Origin of the sequence: Paractinoplanes hotanensis, from assembly GCF_023717965.1 — a bacterium.
GTDB lineage: Bacteria > Actinomycetota > Actinomycetes > Mycobacteriales > Micromonosporaceae > Actinoplanes > Actinoplanes polyasparticus.
Genome location: NZ_JAMQOL010000047.1, coordinates 1 through 20,284, shown reverse-complemented (window position 1 = coordinate 20,284; position 20,284 = coordinate 1). Strand labels below are relative to the sequence as shown.

16 protein-coding genes are annotated in these 20,284 nt (G+C 64.9%); 8 read left to right on the top strand and 8 right to left on the bottom strand.

All coding sequences use genetic code 11. The features are described 5' to 3' along the window. The first annotated feature begins 256 nt into the window (after nt 1–256). Nucleotides 257–892, top strand: coding sequence for an HNH endonuclease family protein (locus tag LXN57_RS31975; protein ID WP_251801913.1), 636 nt, complete (start codon nt 257–259; stop codon nt 890–892). 242 nt (nt 893–1,134) lie between these two features. On the opposite strand, the gene LXN57_RS31970 is transcribed toward LXN57_RS31975, so the two are convergent. Further along, nucleotides 1,135–1,392: a hypothetical protein gene (locus LXN57_RS31970; protein WP_251801912.1), complete on the bottom strand. Its 258-nt coding sequence runs from the start codon at nt 1,390–1,392 to the stop codon at nt 1,135–1,137. A 28-nt stretch (nt 1,393–1,420) separates the two neighbouring features. Beyond that, a complete protein-coding gene (locus LXN57_RS31965; protein WP_251801911.1) occupies nt 1,421–4,060 on the bottom strand; it encodes a tetratricopeptide repeat protein in 2,640 nt (879 codons plus the stop codon). Between LXN57_RS31965 and LXN57_RS31960 the strand changes: the two genes are divergently transcribed. Then, the gene (locus LXN57_RS31960; RefSeq protein ID WP_251801910.1) at nt 3,956–6,589 is read left to right on the top strand and encodes an NACHT domain-containing protein; all 2,634 of its coding nucleotides are present in this window, start codon (nt 3,956–3,958) and stop codon (nt 6,587–6,589) included. The genes LXN57_RS31965 and LXN57_RS31960 overlap by 105 nt on opposite strands. Nucleotides 6,590–6,950: 361 nt before the next feature. Here LXN57_RS31960 and LXN57_RS31955 read toward each other — a convergent pair whose 3' ends face one another. Further along, complete coding sequence (locus LXN57_RS31955) at nt 6,951–7,580, bottom strand: hypothetical protein (RefSeq protein WP_251801909.1); 630 nt, start codon at nt 7,578–7,580, stop codon at nt 6,951–6,953. A gap of 79 nt (nt 7,581–7,659) precedes the next feature. Here LXN57_RS31955 and LXN57_RS31950 point away from each other — a divergent pair, with 79 nt between their 5' ends. The 3 genes from LXN57_RS31950 (at nt 7,660) to LXN57_RS31940 (ending at nt 11,782) form a co-directional block, all read left to right on the top strand. Beyond that, nucleotides 7,660–8,940, top strand: a complete 1,281-nt coding sequence (locus LXN57_RS31950) for an MFS transporter (RefSeq protein ID WP_251801908.1) — start codon at nt 7,660–7,662, stop codon at nt 8,938–8,940. Nucleotides 8,941–9,381: 441 nt separating this feature from the next. Beyond that, on the top strand, nt 9,382–10,086 hold the full coding sequence (locus LXN57_RS31945) for a hypothetical protein (RefSeq protein WP_251801907.1): 705 nt from the start codon (nt 9,382–9,384) through the stop codon (nt 10,084–10,086). 295 nt (nt 10,087–10,381) lie between these two features. Next, entirely contained in the window at nt 10,382–11,782 is a 1,401-nt protein-coding gene (locus LXN57_RS31940) for a hypothetical protein (protein ID WP_251801906.1), read from the top strand. A 192-nt stretch (nt 11,783–11,974) separates the two neighbouring features. Here the strand turns inward: LXN57_RS31940 and LXN57_RS31935 are convergent, their stop codons facing one another. Continuing rightward, nucleotides 11,975–12,517, bottom strand: coding sequence for a GNAT family N-acetyltransferase (locus tag LXN57_RS31935; protein ID WP_251801905.1), 543 nt, complete (start codon nt 12,515–12,517; stop codon nt 11,975–11,977). 165 nt (nt 12,518–12,682) lie between these two features. On the opposite strand from LXN57_RS31935, the gene LXN57_RS31930 reads away from it, so the two are divergent. Next, a complete protein-coding gene (locus LXN57_RS31930) occupies nt 12,683–13,231 on the top strand; it encodes an AAA family ATPase (RefSeq protein ID WP_251801904.1) in 549 nt (182 codons plus the stop codon). 100 nt (nt 13,232–13,331) lie between these two features. On the opposite strand, the gene LXN57_RS31925 is transcribed toward LXN57_RS31930, so the two are convergent. After that, nucleotides 13,332–14,270: a DUF4238 domain-containing protein gene (locus tag LXN57_RS31925; RefSeq protein ID WP_251801903.1), complete on the bottom strand. Its 939-nt coding sequence runs from the start codon at nt 14,268–14,270 to the stop codon at nt 13,332–13,334. Nucleotides 14,271–14,638: 368 nt separating this feature from the next. Here LXN57_RS31925 and LXN57_RS31920 point away from each other — a divergent pair, with 368 nt between their 5' ends. Together LXN57_RS31920 and LXN57_RS31915 are read left to right on the top strand one after the other, a co-directional pair. Beyond that, nucleotides 14,639–15,538 (top strand): aminoglycoside phosphotransferase family protein, encoded by a 900-nt coding sequence (locus LXN57_RS31920; protein WP_251801902.1) that lies wholly within the window; start codon nt 14,639–14,641, stop codon nt 15,536–15,538. A 308-nt stretch (nt 15,539–15,846) separates the two neighbouring features. Continuing rightward, entirely contained in the window at nt 15,847–16,773 is a 927-nt protein-coding gene (locus LXN57_RS31915) for a class I SAM-dependent methyltransferase (protein ID WP_251801901.1), read from the top strand. Nucleotides 16,774–17,031: 258 nt separating this feature from the next. Here LXN57_RS31915 and LXN57_RS31910 read toward each other — a convergent pair whose 3' ends face one another. From LXN57_RS31910 to LXN57_RS31900, 3 genes are all read right to left on the bottom strand, one after another. Continuing rightward, the gene (locus tag LXN57_RS31910; protein WP_251801900.1) at nt 17,032–17,613 is read right to left on the bottom strand and encodes a hypothetical protein; all 582 of its coding nucleotides are present in this window, start codon (nt 17,611–17,613) and stop codon (nt 17,032–17,034) included. 190 nt (nt 17,614–17,803) lie between these two features. Next, nucleotides 17,804–19,066, bottom strand: a complete 1,263-nt coding sequence (locus tag LXN57_RS31905) for an MFS transporter (RefSeq protein WP_251801899.1) — start codon at nt 19,064–19,066, stop codon at nt 17,804–17,806. Nucleotides 19,067–19,833: 767 nt separating this feature from the next. After that, nucleotides 19,834–20,284: nuclear transport factor 2 family protein (locus LXN57_RS31900; protein WP_251801898.1), on the bottom strand; the 451-nt coding region annotated here is incomplete at its 5' end.

Genomic DNA, 20,284 nt, shown 5'->3' with positions numbered 1-20,284 from the left:
AGCCCTGAGGCCTTCGGGCATACACGTCGTCCGCGTAAAACAGCCTTGATCTCAATCGCTGTCTGGCCGAACAGCGGTGACGACAGCTGACGTACGTGGCAATGGCTCGCGGCGCAGGTGACAGCTGCTGCTACGGCGGCGGGGTAGGAGCGAAATGGGATGTTCACACCTGTGCACTCATCCCGGACACTGACTTTCATCGATATTGAGTGGGGTTGTCCGCGACGGGTGGCCTGACATCCGATGGGAGCCAGGCATGAACCGACCGCTTCGATGGATCGCTCTGTCCACCCTTACCGCCGTGGCCGGCCTGCTGCTGGCCGGTCCGGCCGTCGCCACCCCGCCGGGGATCCCGTCGAAGGCGACCGCGCAGTCCCGGCTGGGCGCACTCACCGTCGCTGCACAAGGTTCGATGACCGGCTACTCCCGCGATCTGTTCCCGCACTGGATCACCATCAGCGGCAGCTGCAACACCCGCGAGACCGTCCTCAAACGCGACGGCACCTCCGTGGTCACCGACAGCGCCTGCGCCGCGACCTCCGGACGCTGGTACTCCCCGTATGACGGCGCGAACTGGACAGCCGCCTCCGACGTCGACATCGACCACGTCGTACCACTGGCCGAAGCCTGGCGCTCCGGGGCCAGCAGCTGGACCACCAGCAAACGGCAAAGCTTCGCCAACGACCTCAGCCGCCCCCAGCTGATCGCCGTCACCGACAACGTCAACCAGGCCAAAGGCGACCAAGACCCCTCGACCTGGCAGCCGTCAGTGACCTCATACCGGTGCACCTACGCCAAAATGTGGATCACCGTGAAGTCGTACTGGGCCCTCACCCTGCAATCCACAGAGAAGACCGCACTGCAGACAATGCTCAACACCTGCACCTCCTGAACAACCCGCACAACACACCGACCGGACGCAGACGCGACAACCGCAGCTACGTCCCACACCGACCGCAAAACAAAGCCACCGCCAACAACGATCGGCGTGACCAAACGCCGCTCAAGCCGCCGGCCGTGCGCGCGAACCCGTCACGCCATGTAGCGGAAGCCCAAGGTGCCACTGGCATGCGGATCTGCCGATGACAGTACGCACCAGCGGCGACGCGCATTTACAGAGGACACAACTTCCAGCTAGCTGTTGGTTGCAGGTTCCGACTTTAGATTGTCATTTTTACCTCCGGCCACCGCTATTGCAACGGAGGATAGAGTCTGATCACGCGCAGGTCCCTGCATTTTCATCGCGATTCGTTCTGCCGCCAGGAAGCGCGAAAATTCTAAGGGCTGCAAAAAATACGATTTCAGATGGCTTGAAGCGTTCTCCTGGGTGCGGATAAAGGTACCTGCGACATATGCAGCCGCACCTGGTTTTGAATGACCCTCCAGGTCCATACCTTGCCCATAGGCCCGTCGCGTGACGTCATCCGAGGCGGCGTAAGGCGTCTCGGCACTCGTCGGCTCTGTCCGTGCGGCCAGCCTGGTCGAAAAGCTGAATCGCCTCCCGGAGATCAATGCGGGCCTCAGCCGTGTTCCCGAGACCGGCGTGGGCCTTGCCCCGGCTCTGGTACAGGGCGGCCAGCCACAGCCGGTCATGGCGCGGTTTGAGTACCGCGAGGGCGCGTTCGAGCCGGTCCAGCGCCTCGGCGTGCTGCTGCCGGCGGTTCAGCACCTCGCCCAGCAGGGTATACGCGCGCGCCTGCTCGACACGGTTGCCGAGTTCGCGCTGGATCGTGATCGCCGACGTTAGCCGGTCCGCCGCGGCGTCTAATTCGTCAGCGTCCAGGTAGATCTTGCCCAACATCCGCTGAGCCACCGCTTGTCCAGCGCGGTCGCCCATAGCCGAACGAGCCGTTGACTCACGCTCCATCCACTGAATTGCCGCATCCGGGCGCCCTCGGAAAAAGCTGACCTCCCCCAGGGTGTTCGCGGCCGTCGCCATGCCCACCGCGTCGCCCGCGGCGGAGAACAGGTCGTAGGCTTCCTTGCCGTCGGTCGCGGCCTGCTCCAGCCATTGGTCGTCACTGGTGGTCCCGGCCAGGCCGGTGGCAAAGTCGGCGCGCCCGTCCAGCGCGTAGGCAAGGGTCACCGGATCGTCGGTGTCGCGCAGCAGCGTGACCGCCTCGTCAAACTCTCGGTAGGCCAACCGGTAGTCGGCCGGCTCGTAGCGGAGGAGCTGGCCGCGTGACATCTTCAGCCGCGCCGTGGCGACCGGGTCGGCAGATCGCGGCGCAGCGTCCTGCGCAATCTTGAGCAGTGTCGCCCAGACGGCCGTGTCCAGCAGTTCGTTTAGGATCGGCTGCACCGCGACCAGTATCCGGGCCGGGTAGTCGGGCATTCCCAGATGCGCGCCCTGACCAGCGGCCTGGGTGATGTTGGCGCTGTTGGCCTCAAACCAGGTGAAGGCGTCCGGGGCTCGCGAACCGGCGTCCGGACGCGCACCGGGCCGTGTCGTGGACGCCACGGTCTCGGCTTCGGCGAGCAGCTGGAGCAGCGCACGTTGCAGGGCTGGGCGCCACGGCGTGATCGGTTCGCGGGTTCGCGCAGGCCCGCGCATGATCTCCGGCATCCGGTACCGGTTGCCGTCGGCCCGCAGGAGCTGCGCCCGAGTGAGGACGCTTAGCGTGCTCGCAGCCTCATCGCGCGGCACGTCCTGAAGGGCGGCGACTCGCTCAATGGTCACGTCTTCGGCGTCGAGGCGGCCGATCAGCGCGAACGCCTCCTGCGCGGCGCGCGGGACGTCGCGAAGGCTGTGGTCCAGCAGCAGGCGCGCTGCCGAGCCGTCGGCCGTCTCCCCGGAGCGCAGCTCCGCGACCACGGAAGCAATTTGCCGCCCATTGGTGTCGATGTCCTGGCCGACGATCATGATCCACAAAGGGAGGCGCTCGCACAGCTGGACCAGTTCGTACGCGGCAGGCCGAGACTGTTCGACGACGTCGGTCCCGACGATGCTGCGCAACAGGTCGACGGCTGCGGAAAGCTCGAGCGGTCCGACCGGGACGAGCCCGTCGGCCGGTACCCCCGGCAGCTGGGCCCGGCTGCAGACCACGACCGTCGCGTCGACGTCGGTGGCCGGTACCAGCGGAATGACCTGGCCGGCCTCCCGGACGTGATCGAGGACCAGGACGAGGCGTCGGCGTGCGGTCTCGGCGGTGAGGCGTTCGGCGTACTGGCGGCCACGCTCGGCCGGTTCACCGAGCTCCGCGCGGGGCAGACCCAACGGGCCGAGAAGCAGCTCGCGTTTAACTGTGCTGGCTTGCTTCGGCACCGGTCCGACGTTCATCTCGACCCAGACAACCTCACTGAACCCGGCGACGGCGCGCCGCACCACGGCGCTGACACCGGCGCCCGGAGGCCCGTTCACCTGTACGACGAACCTTCCGCCCTGAGCCGCGGCCTCCCGCAGCCGCGCAACAAGGCCGGCGAGGACCTCGTCGCGGCCGACCACGACGGTCGTCGCGGCGTCGTCGACACTCGGCTGCTCCACTGGCAGAACGAGGTCCTGCTCCACGGCCAGCAGAGCGTTCACCTCGTCGTCGCGGCGTAGCCGCCGCAGCGTCTCAGCCAGCTTCTGGACCACTTCCAGGCGCTTCTTATCCCACACGGCAGCGAACCGGCGGGCGAACCCGAACTGCTGCAGATCGCGCATCGCCGCGGTGTTGCCTTGCCAGCAATCACGAGCCACGCTCAGTTGCTCGGCTAGCGCGGAGAGGTCGCCGCTGCGCTCGGCCTTGTCGGCGGCGGCGCAGGCCAGCTGGAACCTGCGCAGGTCGCTGCGGTCACCCACGTCACGGAGGGCATAGCGACGCCCCGATCCGGTCGGCAGTTCGTCGCCAAGCTCGCGGCGCAACCGACTGATGTGCGCCTTGATGTCGGCGTCGTTACCCCGCAGGGAATCCGGGTCGTCGTCCCGGTAGAGCTCCTGGATGAGCGCCTCGACGGAGAGCCCATCCTGCGGATGGGTGATCAGCAGGGCGAGAACCGCCAGCTTCGCGCGGCCCCCGCTCACCAACTGAGTGCCGTCGGGCAAGTCGGCGCCGACCGGACCGAGGACGCGGTACATAGGTCGACCGTCGTTTGTCACCGGTTTGTCACCGTTACATGGACCGTGGTGCGAGTAGGGGTCCAGAGCTGCCGTCCGTGGCGCGTCACGGGATCGATAGTGCAGTACGGCGGCAACTTCACCGAAGGGGTGAACATGACAATCCGCGACGAGGGAGGCCTGAACCGCCGCAAGGTACTTCTCGCCCTGCTCGGCTCGGTTCTCATCGCCGGAGCATGCGTCCGCTACGGGCTCTCAGGTGGTGACTCCATGTCCAGTATCGTGCTGGCCGTACTGGGGTTGCTCGCGTACGCGGGCATACTCGGCAGCCGCACCGAAGAGCCGGACATGGACCGGTTCGCTGCGGATGTCCGGAACGACGGGCTCGGCTACTGGCGTCAGCAGCTGATATTGCGCGGCCTGCAGAGCAGGCTCTACATCCCGCCCCGGCTCGCCGTCATCCGACCGGGCCACACCAACGAGGTCGCGTTCACCTTCGTCAAGCCGGCCTGGTCCCAGACACAGTTCTCCGCCAAGATCGCGACGCTGCTCGTGGCCCAGGGAATTCGCCGGGCCGTGGTCTACGGGCGCGGCGGCAGTGGCAAGTCCCTGCTCGCTCTGATGGGGATGATCGGCATGTTCGAGCAGCCTGGGACCTTGGTCCCGCTGCTGCTCTCGCTGAACTCCTGGCGGGCATCGGAGTCGTTCGAGTCGTGGATCAACCGGCGCTTGGTCTCCACCTACCCGTCGACCCGGGTGCTCAGCCCTCGCTCGCCGGGCGGCCGGGTCGGCCGGCTCGTGCGGTCGGGCAAGTTCATGGTCGTGCTCGATGGCTTCGACGAGCTGCCGCCGGCCTTCCAGCAGGATGCCCTCGGACAGATCAACGGGTTCTTCATGCCGACGGATCCGCTCGTCGTGCTGACGCGGCAGATGAACGCCGGCCTCGACGAGACGCTGGCCGTCCCTGGCGCGATGCACATCGGCGTCGACGACCACGAACCCGCGCGCATCGGCGAATACCTAAAGTCGCTGCCCGACAAGGACGCCGTGGTGCACCAGCTCGCGGACCGCGTGCTGACCGACGAGCACGACCCGATTGCCAAGATCCTCGCACGGCCGCTGTACCTCGAGCTCACAGTGGACGCCCTGCTCGACGGCCGCCTCACCCTGCCCCAACTGGACGCAGTGATCGCCGCCGGCGGCGTCCACGCCGGCGAGCAGTACCTGCTCAGCCTCAAGATCGACGACACGCTCGCCCAGCCCGACGTTCCGGGCGGACCACGGGCGGGCCTGTGGCTGACGTACATGGCCCGGCAGATGAGCCGTAACGACGTGGGCGCCTTCGCGTGGTACCACACCGTGGGGCTCGCGCCGGCGCCGATCCTCGCAGTCGCCGCCGCCCTGACCATGATCCCCGCGTACAAGATCGCCCTGACCATGCCCGTCGGGCTTACCCGGGGCCTGGCGATCGGCCTGTTCGCCGGCACCTGCATCGGGCTGATGCGCGGGGTCCGCAGCGGGCCGATCGCCGCCGCGTCCGCGTTCCTCGTGGCGTGGCTCGCCGTCGCCGCCGTCGGCCTGCTGACCGTGCCGGCCGCGCAGACCATCGCCGACGCGACCGAGATTGCGCTTGCCGCCGGGCTGACCACGCTCGTCAAGGACCGCCTGATGACTGCCGCCGGCCCGCACATCGAGATGCCAGTCCGTCTGCGGGCCTGGTCCATCGCGACCACCCTGATCGTGGCCATGGCAGTGGTCGTCGCCGCGGCCACGAAGGCAGTCAGCGCGGCCATGCACTTCGACGACCCGAACCGGGGCTTCGCGGCCATCATCATCGCCGTCGTCGCCGGGGTCGGTGTCGCCGTCGTGGCCAGCCGTGTCCTGGTACACGATCCTCGGTTCGTTCAGCCGTCAACCGTCCTGCTGACCATGCGGCGACGCCGAGGCGGGGTGTTGCGCCCCCTCCGGTCCGGCCTGATCGCCGCCACCGCGATCGGCATCGGCGGCGGCCTCGGCGGTGCCGTGCGGTTCGGCGCCGAGTACGGACTGGCCCTCATCATCATCTTCGGGCTCGCCATCGGTGTCCCGGTCGGCATCGTGGGCGGCGCCATCAAATGGTTGTCCGCCCCACCGGCCAAGGGCGGCCAGCACGCCGTGTACTCCCCGATGCGCAACGACCGGCTCACCGCCATCGGCATCGTCCTGGCGATCAGCGCAGCCGCGATCGCCGGGATCGTCACGCTGACCGGAGCACCGTTGGCCTCACTCAACACCGCCCTGCAGCAGCACTCCGGAATGGCCCTGCTGGTCGTTCCGCTCGACGGGGTGCTGTTCGGGCTGACGATCGGCGTGGTCGTCGCCTGCTACTACTCGGCATGGTTTGCCTTCTCGGTCTCGCACGCCTACCTTGCCCTCCTCGGCCGGCTGCCCTGGCGGCTATTCCGCTTCCTCGAAGCCCTAGAGGAGCACGAGCTGCTACGCCGTGAGGGGCTGGTCTACCAGTTCCGCAACATCGAGATGCAAGACCACCTCACCGGCCTCAAGAAATAGAGCTAGAGCGGCACCGTGCCTGGCATCCTCGGCGTCGGCCGGGGACGAACTCGGGACCCTCTTCGCGGGACAGAACCGAGTTTGGGGCGTCAGATGTTCGCGACTTTCGGCACCGTCCTGCCAGCACCAGACGCCGCAATGTTCGTGAGAACCGGAACTGCTTACGGATTTTGGCCTACGGGTGTAGCTAGCGGTTCCTCAGGAACTTGCTCACGCTGCGTACAAGCGATCATGAGGCCACTCTGAATGCGGGTGCGCGGATCTGCCGATGTGAGTGCATTGCCCGATGTTCCGCAGAACGTGGTGCGCAAGGCTGGCCTTGCGCATTCAGGTGCGGGGCACGACGGCAGCGCGAACTTGTCTAATCGGCCTCGGGGCTCATCGCGATGTGCAAGAGATAGACGTCTTTACCGAGGCCCGAGGCGTCTGTCTTTGATCGGTACTTCTGCACCAACTGCCACAGCTGCGCCTGGAGGACCTTGGCGGTAGCGCGGTCCAGGTAAAGGCTAGCCCAAGTGGAAAGTACAGCGGGGGAATGCTCGTCGAGCGGTCGGTGTCCCTCAAACGGGACACGATCCATGTTGACAGTGCCATCCGGCTCGAGGACGACCCGCATCTCCCCGTCGTGCACAAGGTCAGGTCTGTGAGCAGCGATAGCTCGTTGCAGCGTGGCTGCCCGCCCGGCCTCGTCCCGGTAGAAGGCATTCGCAGGCAGCAAGGTGGCTGGGATGCGATAGGCCTGAGCCGTCGACATGTATCTCTTGACCGGTCGCCCAGGCCTGCGCACGGTGCCGACCACTCGGAGTAAGCCCAGCCGAACCAAACGACTAGCCCAGTAATGCACCTTTTGCACCGTTTCATCCAAGAGGCGCGCTGCTTCTGCGGCAGATCGAGCCTCGTAGGCGAATGCCTGCAAGTAGGTGGGAGCTACCCCGCCGACAAGTGCCTTGGCCGCTCGTTCTTCGCTGATCGTAATCTCGGTCGGTCTCACCTACTCAGGATGACTGGTTCCGAGTGGAGTTGGTCAAGTCGTAGCCTCCCCTCGTCGCAGCGAATTTCACGGAGGTCACATGCCTGAGCCGGCTTCTATCCCGGTGACTGGGTTACGCCGGAACATGCCCTTCCTGGGCTTCATCACCGGCAACGCGGTTTCCCTGTTGGGTGATGCTTTCCGCGGATTTACCCTGACGCTGTGGGTTTACGAGGCGTCAGGCGGCCTCGGCTTGGCCGTCTCGGCACTTGTGCTGGTGCAGCTGCTTCCCAGCGTGCTGGCGGGCGCGATGGTAGGCGCGTTCATCGATAAATGGCCTGACCGCCGGAAAATCCTTATCGTTTGCGACATCGCGAGAGCCGTCACTGGCGCCGGACTTATCTACTGCGCCTACACCAACAACATATTGGTTTGTTTGTTCCTGGTCGCCTCGTCCGCTTCAGTCAGCGTCTTCGCCTCTGTTGCAGGAATGACGTTAATTCCGCAACTGGTGCCTGACGATCAACTCGAACGAAGCAATAGCATTTGGAGCATCATTGAGCAGCTATCGTTTGTCGTAGGCCCCGCTGCCGCCGCAGTCTCCTACACGCTGTGGGGACCCGGGCCCGCCTTTCTGCTCGACGCTTCGTCGTTCGTCATGTCTGCGGTGATCCTTGCAATAGCGCTGCCAAAGCAATCGAGGATCACCAACGGTCCAACCCAAGAACTGGAAGCAGCCAGCCCGAGTCTTCATAGAAGCATCGCCCAGGGTCTTCGCTATCTGCAGCAAGACAAGATGATTCGCGCGGCAGTCCTGACTTTCAGCCTCAGAGCCCTAAGTGCCGGGATCAACAACACCGTCATGATCTTCTTTATCGCCGAGAGTCTACGCCGGCAGTCGGCAGACCTTGCATGGCTCGGCGCAACGAATGGAGTTGTTCAGATGGTGATCGGCGGCGTATTAATAGCGGCGGCCAGCAAGCTGCGCCTTCCCGCAAATATCCGGGCTGGGGCTGCCACCATGGCCACCGGCGGCCTCGTTATCGCATCGGCCCCTAATCTTTTAGTTCTCATTCTCGGCACCGTCATCACGTCGATCGGCAACGCCCCGGTCAACATTTCCCACAACGTTCTCGAACAACGTTACGTTCCTATCGGCCTCCTGGGTCGAGTGCGCGGACTTCAGGCCACGCTGACGCCCTTAGCGTTCCTGGTGGCTTCAACGGCGTCGGGAGCTATGGTGAATGTCGTCGGGGCGCGGCCAATCCTCATAGGTTCAGCGGCTCTTCTACTGGCGGCTATGTTCGTCACTGAACTGGGTGTGCTCACCCGGCTCCGCGCACGGAGTCGCGATGAGCCGTCCACTCCTGACAAACACTGACGTCTGGCTAGGGACCTGCGTACACGGGCGGCATGATGTCCAGCAGCGGAAACGGCTGCCGCATAGACGCGCTCACCACACCGATACTGACAGATGCCGTCTGGCAAACCCACTCATCCAAGCGGCGCATGATCACGTGAACTCATTTGCCGCCGAGTTTCGCACGCGGGGGGTGGTGGCCGCACAGACGTCGGAGTGCCGGGCAGTGGCCATCGCTTGGGGAGAACCTCACGACAAGGGACCATCACCCGGCACTTCTCCAGGGTAGGCGCATCATGATCCAGTCGGATCGACAGCTGCCCGCCAGGATCAGCCCAGGTCGAGCACGCAGCTCGCCCGCAGGGTGCCGTCACGCTTGGTGGATGAAGCCTGTTGCCCTGCTGGCATCCGGTCGTGCTTGATGTGAGTGCGAGGCGACGTCGCGTCGGGCATGCTGCGTGCGTGAGCGACGAGTGCCACCACGAAACCATCTTTACTGCGTTCAGAAGTCGGCGGAGCGCACGCCGCGAGGAGGCGATCCGGGACGCCTACATCGACCCTCATGCAGATCAGCTGCTCGCGCAGATGCTCGATGAGTCGGCCGACTTCGACAAGGTGGCCATCGCCGCCCACTTGGGCGACCTCACGGGAGCCGTCGAGGACGACGCCCTTCGGCGGGCGACCCGCGTGTCCGGCCGCGGTAGTAGGGACTTGTGTTGCGCATCCCTCCTCGCTTTGGCGAAGAGGCTGGGCACCCAGGCCACGCCGGATCTGCTCGCCGGTCTGGCCGGGCCTGACGCTGCGGTGAAGGACTACGCGGTGATCGGCCTCGCCGGTGCCGGCAACAACGACGCCTGGAAGCAGGTCTTCGGCTATCTACGGTCGGTGCTGCGACGAAAGCGTCGGGCACACGGACAGTCCGAGGTCGCCTTCGCCCTCGCGTACTTGGCCCAGCATCTCGCTGACCCGTCCTGCAGATCCGAACTTGTCGCGTTCATCCGGGGGCACTGGGATGCGCTCGACGAAGCCGGCTGGTTTGCCCAGCTGTGGCCGGAGGCTAGCCCCGACGGGCCGCACCTTGATTCGGTCGCGGACCCGGACCGTGAATCGATTCAGGCGTGGGCCCGCGAGCCTCTCTTCCGTCCGCTCGGCGTGCCGAAGGGGTGACCGCTCATGGCGATCCGGTCGCTACGCAGTGTCAGGGTGTGCACCGACGCCTGGCTCACGGACATGCCGATATGAGGGCCACTACGTTAGTAGCACGATGAATGCTGCAGCAGCCTGTTCGCCGGCTCTTCACCGGCGCACAGGCAGCACAGTTGGGGCCATAGAATCCGGCTAAGGCTTCCGAATGAAGGCATTCAATCTGAATGATATCGCAGGTGCCCCAGGCAAGCGCAGCTAAGATTAGCTTTTACGGAATCTCATGCTACGCCTTATTGGCAGACCAGGAGGGCCGGGGATGGACTTCGCATCGCTATCCGTGGAAACCTTAGCGTACGAGGCGATCCAAAAGCAATTCCGCAACGCCATCGTTCGATTCTTGCGACGACGACTGGTCGCCGCATTCCCAGATGACTGGCAAAATATGCTACGCTCCGTCTTCAAGAAGGAGTGGGATTCAATTGAGCGTAGCTCGCTGCTCGCATCCGCAACAGCCACGGTGTCTCGTGAAGCAATTGATGACTTTGACCTACTTAGCGTAAATCATTTCTACAACGTATTCGAACGATTCTTCCGCGACCTCGTGGATGACAGTCTCTACCCACCGGACGAACAGGGCGCCAAGGCATTCAAATCGGCGCTACTCGGATGTCTCCGAGATATCAAGGCTCTTCGTGACCCCATCAGCCACCCGCCACAGACGGATCTCCCCGTCCATGACGCACTTAATGTCGTGCACAACGCAACGCGCGTCCTCCGACTCCTTGGTCTAGAGCCCGACCTACAGGGTCTCCTCGACGTGAGGACCGAATTAGTACGCCGGGCAGCGGCCGCAGAAGGCTTCGCGAAGTCAGAGGGAAATACTTCTTCGCCACAGCCGATCGGGCGAGAGAGGCTTGCCTTGCGACCTTCGATGAAACTGCACCAGCTTGTACTAGCACTGGGCGGTGCGATTGACGGTATCGCGACCGGCGAGGACGCGCGCTCGCTGATCCGTGAGCTCTATTCGAACTCCTCTAGACCAATGTCGTCACACGCCATGGAGAGGGCGCTGATCGCAGTCAGCAATTCTCGCCGCCTCGGGTCCGTCCTCGAAGACTGCATTCCCCCATATCTCGAGGAGGAATTCTCGGTGGCGCGCGGATATAATACCGTCGCCGACTTTAGCGGTACTGCAACCCTGAGCCAAATCGTCGCCGAGCTAGATGGCCGCCACGATTTCCGGGTCGAATTGTTGGGCAAAATAGCGAAAGCTGTCCGCAATCGCGCTATGGTCTTGACGCTAGCTTGGGCCGGCATCGAGCGTCAATTATCTGGTTTACTAGAGGGGTTGAGCGCACCCGAAGGACTTCCCCTGCCCTATCGCATCCCCTTGGAATGGGTCGCTCGTCGAGATGACGAGCCAGTCGAATTGTATGATATCTATCGTCCGAACTTCTCCTTTAGAGCCGCAATGCCGGATCGCGTCATCGGATTAGTCGACTACATGAGGGGGCCCGACGGAAAACTCGGCTCGCCCTACACTCCGCCACAGAAACTCTCGGTAGAACTGGTTGATCCTCCGGCCTGGCCACTCGTTCTCCTGCCGATGGCAACCGCGAGCTTCCTAGCTCCTCAGGAAGAGGTAGGAAAGGAAAACATAGCAGCATTCGTCCAATCGATACTTGGGTACGGCGAGTTCCATGTCGGGCTGGCTTGAGTTCCGAATATTGCGGCCAACTGCGGTGTCACGCAATGCCAACTTCACCGCGGTACGTTTCGGCGCCGTGCCATGTCGAGCGGGGGCCCTTCGAGGGTTCGCTTACCTGTCATGCCGCCGATCGCGCACGCGGCCCACGGAGATCGGCTACAGCGTGTCACGCCATGAGCGAGCCCGTGCCGAGAACCGCGGTCATACACCTTCACCCGCTGCTGGTGAACGGTCGGCCCCGCGCGCGAGGAGATATAGCGCGAAAGGCTCGTCGCTGACGGTGATGTCCTTGCTGTACTCGAATCCGAGCCGCTCCATAACCGCCCGAGAACGGTGGTTGTGCACTTCGGTGAAGGAGGCGACCTCCTGGGCGCCCAGCTCGCCGAAGGCGAGCTCCAGACCCGCCCGCCCGATTTCAGTGGCGTACCCCCGGCCCCAAAATTGTCGGTGCAGCGCCCATCCGAGTTCCAGACGCTCACGGCCCTCTACACGTGTCCGTGACAAGCCGCCACGTCCGACGCATTCACCGGTCACCCGCTCGTAGGCCATCCATTTGTGGACTCCGTCAACGAGCCAGCTCTGGGCGATCCGGGCAACCTCCTGCTCTACCTGCTCGCGCGTCCATCGGCCGTACCATCGGGCCACGTCGGCATCCTGGTAAAGCGCAAACAGATCACCTGCAAGCCTGGCACCGATCGGCTCCAGGCGGAGCCGATCGGTCAGGCGGGTACATGCGTGTGACATCGCCCAATCTCACTGCAGGACGGCTGGCCGCGCATCCTCATTTGCCGCCGAGCGTGCGCTGCGGCTGGCGGAGATCCGTTACGCACTGCGACACAGACCGGTCGGCCCAACGCTCGCTTGTAGCCGATGAGCGGACGCTTGGCTACCTCGCCCTACACTGGCTAGGTGCCGCGACTGATCTTGCTGAACGGACCGCCGGCATGCGGCAAATCGACGCTGGCGCGCATGTACGTCGAGGATCATCCTCTTACCCTCGACCTTGACATCGACGTAGTACGCAACCTGATCGGCCGTTGGCGTGACCATGCCCCCGAGGCTGGACTCCTCGCCCGTTCCATCGCGTTGGCTGGCGCGCGAGCCCATCTCGCCAGCGGACACGACGTGGTGGTACCTCAGTTGCTGGCCCAGCCCGCCTTCATCGACCAGGCCGCAGCGCTCGCCAGTGAGTTGAAATGCAGGTTTTACGAGATCGCCCTGCTCGACAGCAAGGAGAACTCAGTACGCCGCTTCATTGAACGCGCTGCGGCCAGCCGACAATCCAGTTTCCGTGAGACCGCGAAATCGCTCGGCCAGCAAGGGCGACTCGCGGACCTGGACGAGATGTACGACAGGCTTATGGCCTTGCTGGTAGCTCGTCCCGCAACAAGCCTCATTCGGGTAAGAGACGGTGCGGTGCGACAGGCCTACCACGACCTTCTCGGCGTTTTGGCGTAACGAGATCAGATGCACGGATCCGCCGCGACGTGCACGCTAGCCCGACCTGCGCAAAGCTACGCAGCGACAACCCTGAGGGGCTGCGGCTGTCTGCTCAAGGTCAGGCTATTGCCGGACCGAATCGCGTGTCGCGAACGAACTGCTCAAGCCCGCTGCCAGGGCGTACAAAGACAAACTCATGCGCCGCCCGAACTTGGAATGCGTTGAGTTGGTTCACGCTTGCCTCTGGCACCTGACCAACTGCGGACGGCCCGAACGCCAGCAATGACCGAGGGGTAAGAGGCATGAAGATCTGCTCAGCGTCACCAAGTGCGACACCGATCTGACCCTGCGCGCCGAGCGTGATCACCGGCGCATCCCCGATAAGGAACTCACCGGACTTGGGATGCACGATCTGGATCGGTCGTTCAGACATCCACTCGCGGCAAACCATAAACAAACGCTCAACGCTGAAACGCAGCAGAAGGCCGTCTCTAAAGTCGGTATCCCAGCTACGCGCGAGCACCATCTCAAAGAAAAACTCGAGATCCTCGTTGCCGCGAGGCGGCCGGCCGAATCGGCGCTGGAAGTCCTCAACGTACTCTGGCTGCCCTTGCAGGGCCCGCTTAGCCGCCTCGCGCGAGCTTCCGTACGCATGCTGATGCGCTCGCCGCAGGCTTCGGTTTCGGACATAGTGCAACGCGATTAAGTCACGTATCGCGGCCGTTGCCTCGGGATCGCCAAGGATCGCGTCTGTGTCGCATTGATGCAGAAGTGCCGGAATCTGCCGTTCGGTTTCGCCCCAGAGCTGCTCCGCGGACAGGGACGCTTGCGGCACGAAGTTGGGGATTTTCCCTAGTCCCCTCGGACCGCGCCGGATGACCTTCGCCGTACGGTCAGACACGCTCATGGCATGCAGTTGCCGGTGGCCGTCTGCAAATTTCTGCAGAAGGCTCCGGGAGACGACGTGCTGCTCTCGGACGTTGTCACCCGCCTGCACCCGCAGCGCAGCGAGCCGTGCAACCTCACGAGGCACGTCACGAAGGGGCGGCAAAGTCACGCAATGATGGTCTCACCATCGTCAATTCAAATCGAATGCGCAGCGCTGCCCGTTGCCAGGATCCAGGCGAACCACCTGTATCTCTGGCATCCTCATTTGCCGCCGATAATTCGCGGCGCCGGGCAGATTATCGCAGGCGGCCGATCTGGCATGGCGGGCTGGCGGGCGGTTGCGGGTACAACGCCCGCCAGCGTGATCAAGGGTACGAGCTCCGAGAGGCCAAGGCCGGCAAGCGTCCCGATCTGCCGCCGAGCGTTGCGCGCCAGCCCTCGTGGTCCAGGCCGTGTGACGGCGGGACGCGGGCAGAGGCTGCCCGCGGTGCCGGGCTGCCCCGGTCAGGTCATGATGCTCAGTTACCGTGGCTTCCCGTGATTGAGTCCGAGATCGAGGTCACCGAAGATCTGGTCCGCGACCTGCTGCGGGAGCAGCACCCGGATCTGGCCGAGCTGCCCATCCGCGAGGTCGAGGGCGGTTGGGGAAACCAGATGTGGCGCCTCGGGGACGACTTGGCCGTCCGGATGCAACGGATGGACAACAGCCCCGATCTGCAACTCAAGGAGCGCCAGTGGCTGCCAGTGCTGGCCTCACGCCTGCCGCTGGCGATCCCGACTCCGGTGCGCAGCGGCACACCGTCCGAGCGCTTCCCCAAGATCTGGACGGTCATGACCTGGGTTGAAGGCACGCCCCTGGACCACGGCTCGATCACCCGCAGCGACCACGCGGCCGACACGTTGGCGGCCTTTCTCAAGGCGCTGCATGTGGCGGCGCCGGCCGACGCGCCGGACGGCTCGGACTTTGGGGCTCATCCCAAGGAGTGCACGGGCGGGTTCGAGCGCTTCCTGCGTTCCGTGGATCTCGGCGGCGTGGCCGAGGACGACGTCCGGGCGGTGTGGGACGACGCGGTGGCGGCCGACGAGTGGCCGGGCCCCCGGGTGTGGGTGCACGGGGATCTGCATCCCGCGAACATCATCATCGCGGATGGCACGCTGGCGGGCGTCGTCGACTTCGGTGCCCTGTTCGCCGGCGATCCGGCGTGGGACCTCGGGGCCGCCTGGCTGCTGCTGCCCGAGGGAAGTGCCTCGCGGTTCTTCGACCGCTACGCCCAGGCGGACGAGGCGACGGTCCGACGGGCGCGTGGGCTGGCCGCGATGAAGAGCTTGTTCTTGATACTGATGGGCCAGAACGGGGACCGCGGCCTGCCCGGCGGCAAGCCGAACTGGGGACCCGCAGGCCGGTCGGCACTTGATCGTGTCCTGAAGCGCCTTTGACGCTGGCATAGACCGACCGGCTCTCCCCGGTGTCAACACCCGCTCTTGCCGCAATCGGATGCGCCAGCCAGAGCACGCCGTCACGCTCGGTGGTCGTCCGGCGCCCGGCTGGTTCCCGGACATGCCGATGTGGGTACACGTGATCTTGATGGCAGGGCCGACGATCGGCACGGCTTCCGCCTGTGCGGTGAATCGGTCATCGTTTGTTACCCTGCGGTAACCAGTCACGTGTCGGCGTAAACCAGAGCACGGCTGAGTCGTGCGGGAATTGGGTAGTCCGATCCGCACGTCGTCGCTACGGTCGCGTGGTGGCCTACCAGCATCCGCTCGCTTACACGTTGGGGCTCGAGGGCGTGTCGTTGCTGCGTGCCTTCGCCGGCGACTACGACCAGGACTTCGTCGAAGCGCGGATCAGCGAGGTCCGGCGCCTTCTGGACAGCCCTGCACTGGACGGTGCCGGAGTCACCGCGGAGCAGGTCGACTCCCTGAACGGCTACAAAGTGTGGTCCGCGACCTATGATCAGCCAGGTAATGGGTTGTTCGCTGTCGAAGAACCCATCGTGCACGAGATCCTCGGCGCTCTGCCTCTGGGCGTGGCCTTGGACGCGGCTTGCGGCACCGGCAGGTACACCGGGTACCTGGCCGAGCAGGGCCACCACGTCATCGGCGTCGACAGTTCCCCGGACATGCTTGCTCACGCTCGTATCCGCGTTCCGAACGCGGAATTGCGGCAGGGCGACCTGCGCAATCTTCCCCTGCCTAACGACCATGTAGATGTCATCGTGTGTGCTCTGGCGCTGACTCACCTTCCGGATGTCGGGCCGGCGATCACCGAGTTTGCCCGAGTCCTGCGTCCTGGCGGCCATCTGGTGATCACGGACGTGCACCAGGAACTCGTGGCGTTGGGCTCAGTGCCGCGCGTTCGTGCTGCCGACGGTGATCCTGGGCTACTTCCGGCTTTCCGACATCGGGCTAGTGACTATCTCCGCGTCGCCTTGCCGTTGGGCCTGCAGGTACGGCGTTGCGAGGAACCTCGGATGCTCGGCGATGCCAGCGGGAACATGCCCGCGGAAATCGTGACGGGACCGTGGGACGCATGGCCTTGGTCGCTGCTGGGCATCGTCCCGGCGGCATTCGGCGCCGCCTGGGACGGAACACCGAGCCAAATTATCTGGCACTTCCAACTGGCGACAAGCGCAACCACAGCTGCTGCCCCTTCTTCCACTATGCGCTGAGCTAGTCCTGACACCGTTTCCTATCGATGATGTTGGACGAGGCCCGACCCGAGACCGAGCGGCCGATCAGACCGTATCGAGCGGCAACGGCGCCATTGCCGAACTCTCGCCGCCCTCGATCTGACTCGTTCCGGCCCTCCGACCGCATGATCACGTGCGCGGATCTGCCGCTGATACTGCGCGTTGACAGGACGCGAGCCATCGCTCTCGGTGGCCGGCCTGAGCGGCTGTTGCCCTCTCGCGTTCCGGGAGTCGTGGTTACGGGGAATCGTTCGACGGATTGGTCAGGTCGTCGAGCGTGTTTTCCACAACGACAGCCAGGGTGGAAGCGCGTCCGCCCGTCCGTAGCGCCTCGAGCGCGGCGATGGCTCCTGGTCGCAGGTCAGGGGCATGGAACGCCAGGATGTCTATGAGGTCGACGCAGGAGTGCAGGTTCGCCGTAGCGGCGTCTGGTGCCCTGAGAACCGCTAGATAGTGGGGGAATCCGACCGCTATTGCCCGGCGGATCTCGGCGGTGTCGACCCTGCCGATCTGTTCGTGTGCCGGCCCTGTCATCTCGGCAGCTGCGATGATCGCGAGGAGGTTAAGCGCCACCGTGTGTCCGGCCGACGTCATCTCCGGCAGTGCTGCGACCAGGACGGTAGCCACCGGGGTGCAGCCTTCGCAGGGGCCAGCCACGGAGAGAAGGATGCGCTCGATCCAGGTGCCGAGGTGAGCTGCCTCCTTCTCGTCATTGACGGTCACGAGGCTGCGGATGGCGTGGGGCACCATTTCGGCGTAGCCCACGTAGGTCCGGATGCCAGACCAGTCGAAGCGGGCGATCTCGTCGTCGACCCTCATACCGAAACCTTGCCATGGCAACGCATCGGCAGCTTGCCAGCGCCCACTTATCGGCCGAATCACAGTGCACGCTTCTGCCGCTGAGCGCGCGTTGGGTAGTTCGCTCGTCGGCTGGGGTGGGCCACCCTCAGCGGATCTCCAGCAGGAGAAACTCGCGCCAAGACCGCTGAGGGGCAAGCGGCCCGCGTCTCTACATCCGTTTCGCCTTGAAACTTCGCGGCAGTGAGCCCTCTGTCCTGTCGTGGGGAGAGCCGCTGCCGTCCATCTGTCTCCAGGCCGGGAAGATCACCGGGCAGAACGTGGCGAGCAGATACACGCCGCCGGCCGTCAGCAACGCACCGGGCAGGCCGGCCGCATCCACGAACAGGCCCGCGGCGAGTCCACCCAGCGGAGTGACCAGCTGGACCGCGGCTGCCGTCGCACTCAGCACGCGGCTGCGAAGTTCCTCAGGCACCGTCTCATACGTCACGGTGGCGATGATGGGGTTGAGCACACCGAAGGCGAGACCCTCCACCGCCATGATCACGGCCAGCGGGGTGAACGTGTCGGTGAAGGCGGCCACCACGAAGCGCGGCAGGCCCCCGATGAGAAAAGCGATCGTGAACACGGGCCACCGCCGAAAGCGGCTGCCCACAGCCCCGTAGATCAGCGCCCCCGCGAGTGCGCAGATACCGAACGCCGCGTTCAGCAGACCGAGATCGATGGCACCATCAAGCTGTTCACGGGCGTGCACGGGGAGAAGCACGGCGCTCCACCCTTGGTCGAGGCCTCTGGTGACCAGCGTCATCAGGCACAAGCCCAGCAGCAGCGGCGTGGCCGCCAAGAAGCGATACCCGTCCGCGAGTTCACGACGGTAGGCCGGCAACGACGCCGGCTCGACCTGCCGCAGAGGCTGCGCCTCGGGCAGGTCACGCACCCCGAACGCGAACAGCGGCGCCGCCACGGCAAAGGTCACGGCATCCACCAACAGGACGCTGTCGGCTCCGAGTACGGCGATCAGCACACCTGCGAGAGCGGATGCTGTCAGCGCCGCACAGCGTGCCGCACCGTCGTACAGCCCAGCTGCCCTGGCCATCGGCATCCCGGCGCGTTCGGCGAGCGCGGGCAACAGCACGCCACGGGCCGTTTCCCCAGGCGCACGGAACAGCCCCATCAGCGCCATCAACGCGCACAACATCCAGAACTGCAGGATGCCGGCGAACTGCAACAGCGGGATCGCCGCTACAGCGACTCCGCAGGCGAGATCAGAGGCGACACTGACCCGCCGTCGTCCCATCCGGTCGATGACCGGACCAGTGACCAGCGCAGCGAACACTGCGGGCAGCAGTGTGCAGAACGCCACGATCCCGGCCTTGGCGGCACTGCCCGTACTCTGCAGCACGAACCACGGCACGCCCATGTACGTGAGGCAATTCCCTGCAATCGAAACGAGGTTGGCGGCAAGGACCGTCATCAGAGGACGGCGATCACCCGTCAGAAAGTCTTCGGGCACTACGGTGGTCTCCCCAGGGAGGAAACGCCCACCGCGAACGAAGCAGGTCAGCCGGTGGGCACAGCGAAGTGGTCAGCGTCTGGCGCGCACAGCGAGGCGCACCGCAGAGCGGTGTTCACTAGCAGCGCCTCCAACACTTCGCCGGGAAAATCCACCCGGCACCTCCACACATCCTCACCTGGGACACCGGCACTCCGCAACGACAATCCGTTCGCACCGGGCGGGGCTCACACAGGGGATCACCCCGGGTTGCGCCAACGACAGAACTGCAGACGATCTGGATCCAGCGGGTGCCGCAGCCTTCGAACGGTCACGGTCACGATGCACTCTTCTGCCGCCGATAACGCGTCCTGACTTCCGTCGCGCGAACCGTCGGGTGCCGGACGCCGGCCACCGCTCGGGGAGAACCTCACGACATTGGCCGTCGCCCGGCACTTGTACAGGGTAGGCATCTCAGGGTCCGCCGCACCGGCCGCCAAGTCGACGACGAGATGCTGGCGCACATCTGACCGACCCACCACGAGAACGTGCACTTCTACGGCACCCACTCCGTCGACATCGATGGTGAACTCGCCCAGCTCGACACCGACGGCTACCGGCCCCTGCGGATGGCCGAGACCCGCGGGCGGGCATCTGACCGTCCGTCACCAGTCACCTGGGACGTGTTCGGCGGATCGCCGCCAGCGTGCGCCGTGGTCCGCCGAACACGTCTTCAGGCACCGATCGACTCAGGAGACGGGCACCGTGAGAACGGCCGGGTCGCCTGTACTCCAGAGGCCCCGGATACGGCGGTTGCTGATCTGCCAGCCCTGCTCGGTACGCCGGAAGGTGTCGTCATAGGTGCCGCCCAACAGGAACTGCTCTCCACCCCGCACATGCTGGGCCGTCATCGTGGCGTGGGTGGTGGCGACGTCGCCGTCGATGCTGACCTCAATGTTGTGTACAGCGTGATGGGTCGCATCGAGCGACCCCAGGAAAGCCCGGGTGCCCTCGACGATCTCCGCACGCCCGCCGGCGGCCGCGTTGACGTAGTCGCCCTGGGCATCCTCGGTGTAGCCGGCCGCGAGCAGCTCCCAGTCCTTGCTGTCCATCGCGCGGGCGATCCGGTACAGCACGTCGGTGATGGCGGCGCGGTCGAGCAGTTCCTGAACGTCGTTGCTGTGCATGGTGGTTCTCCTG

Coding starts and splice junctions, on each gene's coding strand:
- LXN57_RS31975 (WP_251801913.1), top strand. CDS start 257: ATGAACCGACCGCTTCGATGGATCGCTCTGTCCACCCTTACCGCCGTG.
- LXN57_RS31970 (WP_251801912.1), bottom strand. CDS start 1,392: ATGGACCTGGAGGGTCATTCAAAACCAGGTGCGGCTGCATATGTCGCA.
- LXN57_RS31960 (WP_251801910.1), top strand. CDS start 3,956: ATGGGTGATCAGCAGGGCGAGAACCGCCAGCTTCGCGCGGCCCCCGCT.
- LXN57_RS31965 (WP_251801911.1), bottom strand. CDS start 4,060: ATGTACCGCGTCCTCGGTCCGGTCGGCGCCGACTTGCCCGACGGCACT.
- LXN57_RS31950 (WP_251801908.1), top strand. CDS start 7,660: ATGCCTGAGCCGGCTTCTATCCCGGTGACTGGGTTACGCCGGAACATG.
- LXN57_RS31940 (WP_251801906.1), top strand. CDS start 10,382: ATGGACTTCGCATCGCTATCCGTGGAAACCTTAGCGTACGAGGCGATC.
- LXN57_RS31935 (WP_251801905.1), bottom strand. CDS start 12,517: ATGTCACACGCATGTACCCGCCTGACCGATCGGCTCCGCCTGGAGCCG.
- LXN57_RS31910 (WP_251801900.1), bottom strand. CDS start 17,613: ATGAGGGTCGACGACGAGATCGCCCGCTTCGACTGGTCTGGCATCCGG.
- LXN57_RS31905 (WP_251801899.1), bottom strand. CDS start 19,066: ATGACGGTCCTTGCCGCCAACCTCGTTTCGATTGCAGGGAATTGCCTC.